14 protein-coding genes, 1 pseudogene and 1 riboswitch are annotated in these 13,586 nt (G+C 68.7%); of the genes and pseudogenes, 9 read left to right on the forward strand and 6 right to left on the reverse strand.

Annotated features, from left to right (window positions below; translation table 11 throughout):
* Nucleotides 1-5: 5 nt before the first annotated feature.
* Entirely contained in the window at nt 6-950 is a 945-nt protein-coding gene (locus tag OG936_RS19455) for a glucosyl-3-phosphoglycerate synthase (protein ID WP_406496247.1), read from the reverse strand.
* A 153-nt stretch (nt 951-1,103) separates the two neighbouring features.
* Nucleotides 1,104-1,230: riboswitch (SAM riboswitch) on the forward strand.
* Nucleotides 1,231-1,247: 17 nt separating this feature from the next.
* On the opposite strand from OG936_RS19455, the gene thrC reads away from it, so the two are divergent.
* The 4 genes from thrC to groL all read left to right on the forward strand — a co-directional run bounded on the left by thrC (nt 1,248) and on the right by groL (nt 5,476).
* On the forward strand, nt 1,248-2,549 hold the full coding sequence (gene thrC, locus OG936_RS19460; RefSeq protein WP_406496248.1) for a threonine synthase: 1,302 nt from the start codon (nt 1,248-1,250) through the stop codon (nt 2,547-2,549).
* Between the two features lie 30 nt (nt 2,550-2,579).
* Nucleotides 2,580-2,858 (forward strand): MoaD/ThiS family protein, encoded by a 279-nt coding sequence (locus OG936_RS19465; protein WP_406496249.1) that lies wholly within the window; start codon nt 2,580-2,582, stop codon nt 2,856-2,858.
* Nucleotides 2,859-3,302: 444 nt separating this feature from the next.
* Nucleotides 3,303-3,509 carry a cold-shock protein gene (locus tag OG936_RS19470; RefSeq protein ID WP_003967346.1) on the forward strand — a complete coding sequence of 69 codons (207 nt, stop codon included), beginning with the start codon at nt 3,303-3,305 and terminating at the stop codon, nt 3,507-3,509.
* Between the two features lie 344 nt (nt 3,510-3,853).
* The gene (groL, locus tag OG936_RS19475) at nt 3,854-5,476 is read left to right on the forward strand and encodes a chaperonin GroEL (RefSeq protein WP_406496251.1); all 1,623 of its coding nucleotides are present in this window, start codon (nt 3,854-3,856) and stop codon (nt 5,474-5,476) included.
* A gap of 212 nt (nt 5,477-5,688) precedes the next feature.
* Here the strand turns inward: groL and OG936_RS19480 are convergent, their stop codons facing one another.
* Entirely contained in the window at nt 5,689-6,504 is an 816-nt protein-coding gene (locus OG936_RS19480) for a hypothetical protein (protein ID WP_406500509.1), read from the reverse strand.
* A gap of 489 nt (nt 6,505-6,993) precedes the next feature.
* Here OG936_RS19480 and OG936_RS19485 point away from each other — a divergent pair, with 489 nt between their 5' ends.
* The gene (locus OG936_RS19485; protein WP_406496253.1) at nt 6,994-7,464 is read left to right on the forward strand and encodes an RICIN domain-containing protein; all 471 of its coding nucleotides are present in this window, start codon (nt 6,994-6,996) and stop codon (nt 7,462-7,464) included.
* A gap of 79 nt (nt 7,465-7,543) precedes the next feature.
* Here OG936_RS19485 and OG936_RS19490 read toward each other — a convergent pair whose 3' ends face one another.
* The 3 genes from OG936_RS19490 to OG936_RS19500 form a co-directional block, all read right to left on the reverse strand.
* A complete protein-coding gene (locus OG936_RS19490) occupies nt 7,544-7,762 on the reverse strand; it encodes a ferredoxin (RefSeq protein WP_266747671.1) in 219 nt (72 codons plus the stop codon).
* A gap of 5 nt (nt 7,763-7,767) precedes the next feature.
* Nucleotides 7,768-8,958 carry a cytochrome P450 gene (locus OG936_RS19495; RefSeq protein WP_406496255.1) on the reverse strand — a complete coding sequence of 397 codons (1,191 nt, stop codon included), beginning with the start codon at nt 8,956-8,958 and terminating at the stop codon, nt 7,768-7,770.
* A 132-nt stretch (nt 8,959-9,090) separates the two neighbouring features.
* Nucleotides 9,091-10,695, reverse strand: coding sequence for an adenosine deaminase (locus OG936_RS19500; protein ID WP_406500511.1), 1,605 nt, complete (start codon nt 10,693-10,695; stop codon nt 9,091-9,093).
* A gap of 252 nt (nt 10,696-10,947) precedes the next feature.
* Here OG936_RS19500 and OG936_RS19505 point away from each other — a divergent pair, with 252 nt between their 5' ends.
* Nucleotides 10,948-11,862 (forward strand): GNAT family N-acetyltransferase, encoded by a 915-nt coding sequence (locus tag OG936_RS19505; RefSeq protein ID WP_406496257.1) that lies wholly within the window; start codon nt 10,948-10,950, stop codon nt 11,860-11,862.
* 119 nt (nt 11,863-11,981) lie between these two features.
* On the opposite strand, the pseudogene OG936_RS19510 reads toward OG936_RS19505, so the two are convergent.
* A pseudogene (locus tag OG936_RS19510) lies at nt 11,982-12,281 on the reverse strand (multiprotein-bridging factor 1 family protein); the annotation flags it as partial.
* A gap of 114 nt (nt 12,282-12,395) precedes the next feature.
* Here OG936_RS19510 and OG936_RS19515 point away from each other — a divergent pair.
* The 3 genes from OG936_RS19515 (at nt 12,396) to OG936_RS19525 (ending at nt 13,573) form a co-directional block, all read left to right on the forward strand.
* A complete protein-coding gene (locus OG936_RS19515; RefSeq protein WP_406496259.1) occupies nt 12,396-12,644 on the forward strand; it encodes a hypothetical protein in 249 nt (82 codons plus the stop codon).
* Nucleotides 12,634-12,867: a hypothetical protein gene (locus OG936_RS19520; protein WP_406496261.1), complete on the forward strand. Its 234-nt coding sequence runs from the start codon at nt 12,634-12,636 to the stop codon at nt 12,865-12,867. Before OG936_RS19515 ends, OG936_RS19520 begins: the two co-directional genes overlap by 11 nt.
* 280 nt (nt 12,868-13,147) lie before the next feature.
* Nucleotides 13,148-13,573: a helix-turn-helix domain-containing protein gene (locus OG936_RS19525; RefSeq protein WP_406496263.1), complete on the forward strand. Its 426-nt coding sequence runs from the start codon at nt 13,148-13,150 to the stop codon at nt 13,571-13,573.
* Nucleotides 13,574-13,586 lie beyond the last annotated feature (13 nt).

Consider the following 13,586-nt stretch of genomic DNA (forward strand, 5'->3'; position numbering starts at 1 on the left):
CCACGTCAGGCCGCGCGGCGTGAAACGTACTCCTCGATCTCACGCATCGGAGGCCGCTCCTCGGTGTCCACCGCATGGGTGCGAGGTACGAAACCGTCCTCGCCGCGCTCGAACTGGGTGAGCGCGGGCCGCACCAGGTGCCCGCGGGACAGCCGGAGTTGCGCGGTCCGGTAGATCGCCGCCGCCATTCGGCCGAGCGCCTGTCCGTCCTGGTGGCGGTGCTTGCGTACCCCCACGTCGACCTGGGCGAGCGCGTCCAGGCCCACGGTGTGCAGCGCGTCGACGAGGAGGCCCAGCTCCACTCCGTACCCGACGGGGAAGGGCAACTGTTCGAGGAGGGAGCGGCGTACGGCGTATTCGCCGCCCAGCGGCTGGACGAAGCCGGCCAGCTGCGGCCAGTGCAGATTGAGCAGCGGACGGGCCACCAGTTCGGTGACGCGACCGCCCTGACCTGCTGTGTCCCCGAGCGGGCGGTCATACATCGCCTTGACGAACCGGACGTCCGGATCGGTCAGCAGCGGGCCGACGATGCCGGAGACGAAGTCGGCCGAGAATTCCTTCAGGTCGGCATCGACGAAGCAGACGATGTCGCCGCCGGTCACCAGGAGCGACCGCCAGAGCACCTCGCCCTTGCCGGGCACGGCGGGTATCCGGGGCAGTATGTCGTTCCGGTGCACCACCCGCGCGCCGGCCTCCCGGGCCACCTTCGCGGTGGCGTCCGTGGAACCGGAATCGATCACCACGAGTTCGTCGACCAGTTGGACCTTCTCCATCAGCTCGCGCCGGATCGTCGTGACGATCGCGCCGACCGTCGCCTCCTCGTTCAGCGCGGGCAGCACGACGCTCACGCTTCCGCGCCCCGGCTCCTTGGCAGCGAGGAGCCGGTCCAGCGGGCGGTCGGCGGCCGACCAGGAACGCCTGGCCAGCCAGCTTTCGACCTCTTCCAGCACGGTCGATACTCCCTGTATGTGATCCATCTCGCGGTTCGGACGACTCTCTCAACCGTCCGGTGCTTCGGTTACAGTCTTGAACAACGCGGACAGCCCTCGCATGTCGGGGTCGGTCCGCCGACAAACGCCTGGATCGGAGATCCAGTGCCATAGCGCTCATCCAGAGGGACTGAGGGAACGGCCCGTTGAAGTCCCGGCAACCCTCCTGCCGACCGCAAGGTCAGGTGGGGAAGGTGCCAATTCCGTCTCGTGGCGAGATGCGCCGCGAGGAAGATGAGGAGAAAGGGCCTCGCCTCTATGGCTGCGCAGACTGTTGCAGTAAGCACCGACTCTTCCGCCGAGGTTGTCGACCTGGGTCCCGCCGCGGCGCTTTCCTGTCGCGAGTGCGGTGAGCGTTTCGAACTCGGTCCCATTTTCGCCTGCGCGTCCTGTTTCGGGCCGCTCGAAGTGGCGTACGACCTGCCGAGCGGCTCCCCCGACGAGCTGAAGAAGCGCATCGAGGCCGGACCCGACAACATCTGGCGTTACGCGCCGCTGCTGCCGGTCCCCGCGAATGTCGCGGACAAGCCCAACATCAACCCCGGCTTCACCAAGCTGGTCAAGGCCGACAACCTCGCCCGTGAGCTGGGCGTCACCGGCGGTCTGTACGTCAAGGACGACTCCGGCAACCCGACGCACTCCTTCAAGGACCGTGTCGTCGCCATCGCCGTCGAGGCCGCCCGCGCCTTCGGTTTCACCACCCTCTCCTGCTCCTCCACCGGCAACCTCGCCGGCGCCGTGGGCGCCGCCGCCGCCCGCGCCGGCTTCCGCTCCTGCGTGTTCATCCCGCACGACCTGGAGCAGGGCAAGGTCGTCATGGCCGCGGTGTACGGAGGTGAGCTGGTCGGCATCGAGGGCAACTACGACGACGTCAACCGCTTCTGCTCGGAGCTCATCGGCGACCCGCTCGGCGAGGGCTGGGGCTTCGTCAACGTCAACCTGCGCCCCTACTACGGCGAAGGCTCCAAGACCCTGGCGTACGAGATCTGCGAGCAGCTCGGCTGGCGGCTGCCCGACCAGATCGTCATCCCGATCGCGTCCGGCTCGCAGCTCACGAAGATCGACAAGGGTCTCCAGGAGCTGATCAAGCTGGGCCTGGTCGAGGACAAGCCGTACAAGATCTTCGGCGCCCAGGCCGAGGGCTGCTCCCCGGTCTCCACCGCCTTCAAGGCCGGTCACGACGTCGTACGGCCCCAGAAGCCGAACACCATCGCCAAGTCCCTGGCGATCGGCAACCCGGCCGACGGCCCGTACGTCCTGGACATCGCCCGCCGCACCGGCGGCGCGGTCGAGGACGTCGACGACGAGCAGGTCGTCGACGCGATCAAGCTCCTCGCCCGCACCGAGGGCATCTTCGCGGAGACGGCGGGCGGCGTGACGGTCGGCGTCACGAAGAAGCTGATCGAAGCCGGTCTGATCGACCCGGCGCTGACCACCGTCGTCCTCAACACGGGTGACGGCCTCAAGACCCTGGACGCGGTGGCCGCCACCTCGCAGGCGACCGCCACGATCCGCCCGAGCCTGGACGCGTTCCGCGCCGCCGGACTCGCCACCAGCTGACCACCCGAGACTCCAGGAAGGGCACCCACCATGAGCGTCAAGGTCCGTATCCCCACCATCCTCCGCACCTACACGGGCGGCCAGGCCGAGGTCCCGGCCGAGGGCTCGACCCTCTCCCAGGTCATCCAGTCCCTGGAGCAGAACCACCCGGGCATCGCCGCCCGCGTCCTGGACGACCAGGGCAAGCTGCGCCGCTTCGTGAACGTGTACGTCAACGACGACGACGTGCGCTTCGAGGGCGGCCTGGAGGCGGCCACGCCGGACGGCGCCGGAATCTCGATCATCCCGGCGGTCGCGGGCGGCTGCTGACCCCCCGTCCGGCTCCCGGGCCGGCTTTCACCGTCTTCACCGTGTCACCGGAATTGCCCTCTCTGCGAGAGAAGTGGAGGGGGCAATTCTGCATGGTTGAGCGCGGTACAGTGTGGGAAGTCCCCCCAGTTGCCCGTGCCGCCCGCATATGAGAATGCGCCGGGTCGCGACAAGAAGTAGCCAAAGTGCTCGATCTCCTTGTGCCATAAGTCACCTTTGCCCGGCCCGACTTGCCCTGGAATCTCATGAATTCCTCATATTCGGGCGTTCGGTGCTGCCCAGATTTCTCGTCCGATTGACCTGTTGCAGAGGGCAGTTGGGCAGATACATTCGGCCGCGGTCGACGCGTTCCGGCGCACGCACCCTCTCCTGTCGGAGGGTGAGTTCTGACCCGGGTCCGCGAAGTGCGGTCCTGTGCAAGGGCCAGTAATAGGGGAGTTAGGCATGGCTCAGGGCACCGTCAAGTGGTTCAACGCGGAGAAGGGGTACGGCTTCATCGCGGTCGACGGTGGTGCGGATGTTTTCGTCCACTACAGCGCGATCCAGATGGACGGGTACCGCACCCTCGAAGAGGGTCAGCGAGTTGAATTCGAGATCTCGCAGGGCCAGAAGGGGCCGCAGGCGGACATGGTCAAGCTCGCCGTCGGCTGAGCTCGACGCGGTCGGCCAACGACACTACTCACGCACGGAGGGTCCGTACCCCAGGGGTACGGACCCTCCGCGCGTTCGCGTGTCCGTGCGCCGCGCGTCCGTGCGTACGGGGCCGTCCGAGCATGGTCGTCATTGTCCACATCCCGAGGCGGACGCTTGCACTCTCGAGGGTCGAGTGCTAATCATTGGCGTTAGCACTCTCCAGGTGAGAGTGACAGAACTTGGACCGGGCCGGTGAGGCCCGCAGGTCCGGTGGGGCAAGGAACCACCGGTCAGGCAGGCCGTCCGTCGCGGGCGCCACTCGGTCCGGAGCAATCCACCCCTGTCCGGGAGGACCACTTCACATGGCCAAGATCATCGCGTTCGACGAGGAGGCCCGGCGCGGTCTCGAGCGCGGCATGAACCAGCTCGCCGACGCCGTCAAGGTCACCCTTGGCCCCAAGGGTCGCAACGTCGTCCTTGAGAAGAAGTGGGGCGCCCCCACGATCACCAACGATGGTGTGTCCATCGCCAAGGAGATCGAGCTGGAGGACCCGTACGAGAAGATCGGTGCGGAGCTGGTCAAGGAGGTCGCCAAGAAGACGGACGACGTCGCCGGCGACGGTACGACCACCGCCACCGTTCTCGCCCAGGCTCTCGTCCGCGAGGGCCTGCGCAACGTCGCCGCGGGTGCCAACCCGATGGCTCTCAAGCGGGGCATCGAGAAGGCCGTCGAGGCCGTCTCCGCCGCCCTCCTGGAGCAGGCCAAGGACGTGGAGACCAAGGAGCAGATCGCTTCGACCGCCTCCATCTCCGCCGCCGACACCCAGATCGGCGAGCTCATCGCCGAGGCCATGGACAAGGTCGGCAAGGAAGGCGTCATCACCGTCGAGGAGTCCCAGACCTTCGGTCTGGAGCTGGAGCTCACCGAGGGTATGCGCTTCGACAAGGGCTACATCTCGGCGTACTTCGCCACGGACATGGAGCGCATGGAGTCGTCGCTCGACGACCCGTACATCCTGATCGTGAACTCCAAGGTCAGCAACGTGAAGGACCTCCTTCCGCTGCTGGAGAAGGTCATGCAGTCCGGCAAGCCGCTGCTGATCATCGCCGAGGACGTCGAGGGCGAGGCCCTGTCGACCCTGGTCGTCAACAAGATCCGTGGCACCTTCAAGTCCGTCGCCGTCAAGGCCCCGGGCTTCGGTGACCGCCGCAAGGCCATGCTCGGCGACATCGCCATCCTCACCGGTGGCACCGTCATCTCCGAGGAGGTCGGCCTCAAGCTGGAGAACGCCGGTCTCGACCTGCTCGGCCGCGCCCGCAAGGTCGTCATCACCAAGGACGAGACGACGATCGTCGACGGCGCCGGTGACACCGACCAGGTCCAGGGTCGCGTCAACCAGATCCGTGCCGAGATCGAGAACTCCGACTCGGACTACGACCGCGAGAAGCTCCAGGAGCGCCTCGCGAAGCTGGCCGGCGGCGTGGCCGTCATCAAGGCCGGTGCCGCGACCGAGGTCGAGCTCAAGGAGCGCAAGCACCGCATCGAGGACGCGGTGCGCAACGCCAAGGCCGCCGTCGAGGAGGGCATCGTCGCCGGTGGTGGCGTGGCTCTGCTCCAGGCCTCGGCCGTCTTCGAGAAGCTGGAGCTCTCGGGTGACGAGGCGACCGGCGCCAACGCCGTCAAGCTGGCGCTGGAGGCCCCGCTCAAGCAGATCGCCATCAACGGTGGTCTTGAGGGCGGCGTCGTGGTCGAGAAGGTGCGCAACCTGCCGATCGGTCACGGTCTGAACGCCGCGACCGGCGAGTACGTCGACATGATCGCCGAGGGCATTCTCGACCCGGCGAAGGTCACGCGCTCCGCCCTGCAGAACGCCGCGTCCATCGCCGCGCTGTTCCTCACCACCGAGGCCGTCATCGCCGACAAGCCGGAGAAGGCCTCCGCGGCCGCTCCGGGCGGCATGCCGGGCGGTGACATGGACTTCTGATCCTGACGGATCGGTAGTTCCTGTACAGCTGTACCCCATCGACCCCCGGGACCGACAGGTCCCGGGGGTCGATGGCGTTCCGTTCGGGTCGACCGAATACTTCGCGTGCCACGAGGAATGCGGAACGTAGCGATCGAATGAGGGAAGTGGATCAAGCCACTCCCAGGTGGGAGCCGGTTTCGGACACCCGGTGAGCTCGGGGGACCCCCGCCCTATCTCCTCTCGGAGCGCGGGGTCATCGCGGCCCGGACCTCGCTCATGCGGCTGCGTACGCCCGTGGACGGGACGGTTCCGGCCGGGCCGGTGGGGGTGTCGACGGGGTTGCCACGGCATGGTCCGCAGCGGCCGCCGATCAGGGCCTCCGCGTGGCCGGGTGCGCGGCACTCGCTGCATTCGAGGGTGCGCAACACCGTTCGCTGTTGCGCCGGAGCGACGCGTTCGGGTGGCATCTTGTCGGTCAGCCGCCTGCGGACCAGGGCCGCCGCGTGGTGGACGGGGGTGGGGAGGCCGTCGGTGAGGGCGTGGAGCAGTTCCGCCTCCGTGGCGCCGCGCTCGAACCACGCGGTGGTTTGCGGTTCCAGCGCCGCACAGTCCGCCGCCGACAGCGTGAGCGTGGGCGCGGTACGGCCCAGCGCGGCCAGCAGGACGAACGCCCTCGAGCGAGTGGGGTGTCGGCGCTGCTCGGGTGGCACGTCGCCCCGGGTGAACGCCGCCCACCACTCGTCGTCCCGCGCGGTGCGGGAGAAGAACGTACGGGTCACCCACAGCAGGACCTCGTCATGGGCCACGCACTCGCTGCCACGCCGCAGATGTCCCGCGTCCTGGAGCCGGTTGAGAGCGGTCCGCAGGGCGCACTGCCCGTACGGGAGGACCTTGGCCATTGTCTTGACGGAGATGTCGGCGCCGTCGGGCAACTGGTCGATGTAGGTGGCGATGGATGCCTCGCGGGGTGGCAGGTGCGCGAAGTCGCGGTCGGTGACGGGGAGTTGCGAGGGTGCGGAACGCTTGCCGTAGCCGGGATTGGCCATCGGGTGGGGAAGCGCGGGCAGAGATACGTGCGGGGCGCACGGGGCAGCACTAAGCTGGCTGACAGCCATGAGGTCGAGGTCCGTTCGATCGGCGTGGTCAGACCCCTGTTTCGGTGTTCCTGCACCGGCAGGGGTCGTTCGTTATACGGAACGCCAGGCCGTCACCACTGTTCGTGGCAAGTCGGTCACGAAAAGTCAACTCGCTGGACAGGGAGGGTGGGTGGGAAGTGGCCCACCTCCCATTCCTCGGAAAGAGTGCTCGGACTTCGCGGCTTGAGCTCCGGGGGAATTCGCCTGGTCGTGAGGGGCGCGCGTACGTGGTGCATGTGCGCCGTGCGTGATGCCGTGCGCCCGCCCCCGCTGGGGTGGGAAACCGCGCCGCAGGCCTTTGGGGCATGCGAACTGCCTCGCGTCTTTGTGACCTTGGAGGCTCCGGGCCGCCGCCGACGGGGCCCGTCTTCCGTGTTTCTCTCTCGTACGAGGAGTCCCGTGCGTATTCGTTCGATCCTGTCTCTCGTCGCGTCCGCCGTCGCGGTGGCGGCGTTGGCGACCCCCGCCCAGGCCGCGGACGCCTCCGACGGCGCGTACTTGATCCGTGACCTGCGCTCCGGTCAGTGTCTGGCCGGTGGCGAAGGCTCGCTCGGCGGTCACATCGAACCCTGCAGCCCCCGTACCGTGTGGGAGATCCGCAACCAGGGCAACGGCCTGGCCCAGATCGTCGAGGCGCGCGGAGAGGGCCGCTGCCTGGCGCTCTCGCCGGTCCGGATCTTCCCGCCGGCCGTGTGGGTGGACCAGTGCGGCAACCAGCCCGACCAGTGGACGATCCAGGGCGCGGCCGATAACCAGCCGGTCAATATCGCCCTCGGCCGGGGTGAGCTCGGCTCCCTGACGACGGAGAGCCGGCGCGTCGTCCTTCTCCCCGACGGTGGGCCCCAGTGGCTCATGCAGCGGCTCGGCTAGGACCGACCTGTTCGACCGCACACACAGCCGCCCCGTGCCGGGATCGTTCTTCCCGGCACGGGGCGGCTGTGTGCGGGGCTCAGTCGTGGCGGGGGCCGATGACCGACTTTCCGTCGTGCACGGTGATCGCCTGGGCCGGGCAGATGTCGGCGGCGTCCAGGACCCGCTCGTCGGGCTCGGTCCCGTCCGCCCGTACCCGGGCGTGCTCGCCGTCCAGCGCGAACACTTCGGGGACGCTCCCGGCGCACATGCCCGACGCCTGGCAGAGCTGCGGATCGACGCGTACGTTCCAGGTCATGGCGGTCACCACCCGACCGGCATGACGCGCGGTCCGCGTACCAGCATCTCGGACTTCCACGTCACATCGCCGGCCGGCTTCAGCCCTGGGAAACGGGTGATGAGCGCCATCAGCGCCTCCTGGAGTTCCAGCCGGGCCAGCGGGGCGCCCAGGCAGTGGTGGACTCCGTGGCCGAAGCCGAGGTGCTGGTTGCCCTCGCGGGCGATGTCGAGCACGCCGGGGGCGGTGAACCGCAGCGCGTCACGGTTGGCGGCGCCGGTGGCGACCAGGACCGGGCTGCCCGCCCGGACGAGGGTGCCGCCGACCTCGATGTCCTCGGTGGCGTAACGGGGCTGGCCGGCACCACTGCCCAGCGGTACGAAGCGCAGCAGCTCCTCCACTGCGTTCGCGATGAGTTCGGGCTCGGCCCTGAGCCTGGCCAGCTGGTCCGGGTGGTCCAGCAGGGTGAGGACGAAGTTGGGGATCTGGGACGCGGTGGTCTCGTGGCCCGCCACCAGGATGCCCACGCACAGATCGACGAGTTCGCGTTCGGAGAGCCGGTCGCCGCCGTCGCGGGCCTCGATGAGTGCCGTCATCAGGTCGTCCCGCGGGGCCCTGCGGTGCTGCTCGATCAACACGGTCATATAGGCGCGCAGTTCCTCGCGGCTGGCATCGAACTCCGCTGCGGTGAGCGAGGTGGTCGACAGCGCGTCGTCGCTCCACACGCGAAAGCGCGCACGGTCCTCGGCGGGCACGCCCAGCATCCGGCAGATCACCGCGACCGGCAGCGGCAGCGCGTAGAGGTCGACCAGGTCCGCGGGTTGTCCGGCCGCCTCCATGTCGTCGAGAAGGCCCGCGGTCAGTTCCCGGACCTGGGGGCGGAGCTTCTCGATCTGGCGGACCGTGAAGGCATTGGCGACCAGGGAGCGCAGCCGGGTGTGGTCGGGCGGGTCCATGCCGAGGATGCCGCCGTCGCGCTGCCCCTCGGACTGCCGGGGCTCGTCGTGTGAGGCGGCCGCGGCTCGACTGAAGCGCTGGTCGCCCAGGACGAGCCGGGCGTCGGCATAGCGGGTGACGAGCCAGGCCGCCTCGCCGTATTGCATCTGGACGCGTAACAGGCCCGGCTGGTCGCGGACGCGCTCGTACTCGTCGGCGAGCCGGAGCCCGTCGGCGGTGTTGAAGGGATAGGCGAGGGGTGCGCTGTCTGCTGTCGTCACTGTGGCCTCCGATAGGTGAGTCCGCGCCGGAGTAGTGGGAGTAGTGGGAGTAGTGGGAACAGCGGTTCCTGGAACGGCGTCCGGACCCGGGGCTCAAGCCCCGGGCCCGGACGCGTGGTCCTGTGGGCGGTGTTACCGGTGACGGCTCTCGAACGTGGCGAAGGCCGTCTCCTGGCGCCACTGGGTCGCCGCCTTCGGGTTGTCGGCGAGGTAGCGGGCGCAGCGGGCGCTCGGGTGGGCGGTGCCCGGCCGGTTGCCCGTGCAGGCGGCGACCAGGCGGTAGCCGGAGGCCCACAGGCTGCGGCCGTTGCGGAACGCGTACTCCAGCGAGGCGCGCGCCAGGTCCTTCAGTTCGGTGTAGCGCAGACCGTACGTCCTGGCCGCGTACCGGTACTCGTGGCTGATGTCGATCCGCGAGACCCCCGGGTCGTCCGTGGACAGGACCACCGGGACGCCGTAGCGGCGGTACGCGTTGAACGGGTGGTCGTTGCCCGCGATGCCGAGGATCTGCTTGTTGCTGCTGAACGGCACCTCGACCGCGATCTTGCGCCGTGCCATCGTCCGGGCGAACTCGGGCCAGTTGTCCTCGTGGACCAGGTCCACGCCGTGTCCGATGCGTTCGGCTCCGGCGACGAGCACGGCCTCGCGGATGTGGAACGTCAGGTCCTCGGGCTTGACCAGGCCGGGGGCCAGCTCACCGGCGTGCAGGGTGAGGTGGGCGTGCGGATACTGGCCGCGCAGGTACTTCAGCATCCGCATCTGGAGGCTGTAGTTGGCCAGCGAGCTGTCCCAGTCCTCGGGCTGTACGAGGTTGACGGCGACGAACCTCGGGTCGCGCTCGGCCAGCCGCATGCCGACCTCCATCTGCGTGAACACCCGCGCCGGGGAACTGCCCCGGGACACCTGGGAGATCCACCTGACGGGGAGCCGGCAGCCCGGGTCGGGGCGCGCGGTGCCGCAGTGCGCGGCCTTGCGGAACTGCACGTCGGAGTCGTCGGCCTCCTTGACCGCCTCGTCGACGACCCGGTCGAGCTTCCCGCCGGCCACGAGCTTGCGGTGGAACGCCGCCAGGTCGGCGTCGTAACCCACGGACTCGGCAAGCGCCTTGGCGCTGTCCGACGCGGGGGAGACCATGGTCTCCAGATAGAACTGGTTCTGTTCGACGACGGTGTTGGCCACGTTGGCGAGCATCTTGCCGCGGGCGTACCAGGTCGCCATGCCGAACTTGTTGAACGTGTCGAAGAAGTGGTCGTGCCCGGACTGACCGGCCGGGAAGTCCTGCATCGACCAGGCCCGGATGATCTCCCGCTTGAACGCGGCGTCGGTCCGCGCGTCGGCGGCGGGCCTCGTGCCCGGTGCGCACGGCGACGCGACCGCCGTCATCGTCCCGTCGATGCACAGGCCGTTCTCGATCGCGAGCTTGATCAGGTACTCGGTCGTGACCGCGCCGGAGAGGTGGTTGTGGAGGTCGCCCCCCTTGGGCAGCGCCTTGAAGAAGGACTTCAGCCTCTCGGGCCTGTTCCGCAACGAGTCCAGGTACGCGGAGGTCCTGCGCTCGGCGGCGGTCACCACACGCGGCGACGCGAACGCGGCGACGCGCGACGAGGAGTCCTTCACGGGTGCGGTCGCCGTCGCGGCGGTGGCCGGCAGCGCCGGGAGCAGGGTCAGCGCGGCGAGTGCGCCGAGCCCGGCCGGGAGCAGGGACTTGGGACGGTGAGCCGTCCGGTTTGATGACATCACGACCGAATGATTGCGTTTTGAAGAGCCGTTCGGGGCCCGAATCACTTTTGTGGCCGGGAACGTTCACCCGATCGAGGAAACCAGGCCCGTCCGTCGAGGGACCGATTCTGGCATTGCGGTCGGACATGGAGATCTCCGTCCGACCATCGGCCGGTTGCCGGTAGCACGGTGGGAAGTACGCGAGCCCCGGAAACGCATCGACACCGAATTCACCAGCTCAGGTCCATGAAGCGTGGCTACTGTGATCAGATGACAGAATTCAACGTCCTTGGTGACAACGCGGAATGGCAGAAGGACTTCGAACCGCGGCTACGCGCCTCATACATGACGGCCGGGCTCGGTGCGGCTGCGGCGCAGCGCATGTTCGACGATGTATGCGCCGACATCGGCGACTGGACCGTCGCCGAGATCGCGGATGCCGGGACCCGAATGGGATATGTCGCCGTGGTCGTGACCGATGACAACGGTGCGCCCGCGGGCCGTATCGGCGACCTCCGCGTCGACGCGCTCCACGCCGGCCGGGGGCACGAGCAGGCCGCGCGGAGCTGGGCCGAGGGATGGTGCGCGGAGCGCGGCGCACGTCGGCTGGACATCCGGCTCACCGAGCCCGCCGGGGAACTGTTCGACGATTACTCCGTCCGTGCCCAGCTCAGGATGCGGTCCGTCGGTTCCCCGTCGGAACCAGTCGATGGTGTCATCGCACGGCCGATGACACAGGCCGAATATCCCGAGTGGCTCGCCTCCGAGAAGGTCGCCTACGTCGGCGACATCGTCCGGGCGGGAGCCCTGAGCCCCGAGGACGCCGTACGCAAGTCCGACGACGACTTCGCGAAGCTGATACCCGAGGGCCTGGCGACGCCCGACAACACGTTCCTGGTGATCGAGGCGGCGGGCGAGCAGATCGGCACCGGCTGGGTGAAGCACCGGCACCTCCCGGGCGTCACCTACGGCTACTCGCTGCACATCGAGGAGCAGCGCCGCGGCAAAGGCTACGGCCGGGCCGCGATGGCGGCCGGCGAACAGGCAGCGCTCGCAGCCGGCGACTCGGCGCTGATGTTCACCGTGTGGGGCGGCAACGAGGTGGCCATGAACCTGTACACGAGCGCCGGCTACCGAGTCGTGGAGGAAGGCCGCTCCATCGGCCTTCCCCGCTCCGCGGTCTGACGCGAGTCACCACACCGCGACGCGACCCCCGACCTGTTGCCCGACGTGGCGGAACGCTAGGTGTGCTTGAGGTCCGCGACGAACGACGCCCACGCGGCGGTCCGGAACACCATCGCCTTCGCTACGGCCTCCGCCTCCGCCGCCTCGGTGAAGTGATCCGGGTACTTCGACTTCTTCAGGGCGGTGCAGTTGCGTACGAAGAACCCGTCCGCTCTCAGGATCTCGTCCAGCTTCTCGGCCTGATCCGCCTGCATTCGTCGCGTGCCGGACTCCAGTTGTCCGATGAAGGAGCCGCTGACGAACAGCGGAAGGCCCAGTTCCTCCTGCGAGAGGTCCTCGGCCTCTCTCCGGTGGCGGAGTTCGGCGCCGAGCAGGGCGCGTGGCGAGGAGGAGGGATCGAGTCTCTTGGGTCCTGGCATGACAACTCCCTGTGACACACGTGCGGTTGTTGGTTCTGCGCCTCTTCCGGGCCAGCTGCGCGTTGGACACGCTGGGTATGCATTGTCATTACTCAGCGTGGAAAGGGATGGGTTATGACGATCAAGGAACGGCGCAGCGCGGCAGAGGGCAGAGTGCGGGCGGCGGAGGACGCGGTGGCGCGGCTGAAGGAGGGGTTCTCGGGGGTGGGGATCACGTTGCCGTCGCTGCGGATCGACCCGGTGACGTCCGCGGGGAGTGAATCGGTGTCGCCGCTGGTGGACCTCGGGCGGTGCAACCTCGACACGGCGCTGCGGCTGAGTGTGGTGCTGGAGGCGCAGGGGTTGGCCGGTCATGACGGGTGAGGGGCTGGAGCCGTGCGAGCCGGAGCCCGGGTCGTTCGCGGTGGACACCCGGGACGGGCGGGTGGGGCGCGTGATGGGGCGCGTCGGGCCGTACGTACAGCTGCGGGCGCCGGGGGGCGGGGCGGAGTGGGACTGTCCGCCGGAATCGGTGCGCCCGGCGCCGCTCGGGGAGGTGCTGCGGGCCAGGGTCAGGGAGGTCAACCGGGAGGGGCGGCTGCCGTGAGGGTGTCGGCCGGGGAGGGGGTGTTGTCTTGCTGCCGGGCGCCGTTCGGTACGTAAGGGCGCTGGACGGGGTGAACCGCCCCGGGCCGTGACCCGCCCGGGGCGCGAAGCGTTGAACCCGTGGGTTGAGTTGCGGCAGCAGGGGTGCCCGCGAAGTAGAACGTCCAGTGTTTTCGGACGGATCGTCCAGGCTTGTCGGACGCTAGCCTCTCCGGCGCCTCGCCGCAAGTCGGTTTCGGGAGTTATGGTCAACCGATATGTCGGAAGGAAGAATCCCTCGCGTGGTCAATGCACTGCAGGAATTGGTGAAGAGCCGGCTGGAGCAGCAGGGCTGGTCCTATGGTGACGTGGCCCGGCGCGGTGGCATTCCGCGGTCCACCGTGCATCACCTGGCCACGGTCGAGCGGGTGACCCGCATGCCGCAGCAAGCCACCCTGGAGGGTCTTGCCAGGGGGCTGGAACTACCCCTGGACTCCATACGCAGAGCGGCCGCAGAGGCCTGCGGGATCCATCTGTACTTCGAGGAGCCGGCCGACACCACCGCCGACCCCGAGGTCGCCACCCTCATCGCCAGCCTCCAACGGCTGTCCGTCACCGACCGCCGACACGTCACCGCGCTCGTCGAATCCCTCTTGCGCAACGCCTCCACCCCCGACACCGAAACGAACCCCGGATCCGACTCGGGCGCCGACACCGGCGCCGACTGAGCGGGACTTCCGG

The sequence above is a fragment of the Streptomyces sp. NBC_00846 genome (genome assembly GCF_045207325.1).
Classification (GTDB): domain Bacteria; phylum Actinomycetota; class Actinomycetes; order Streptomycetales; family Streptomycetaceae; genus Streptomyces.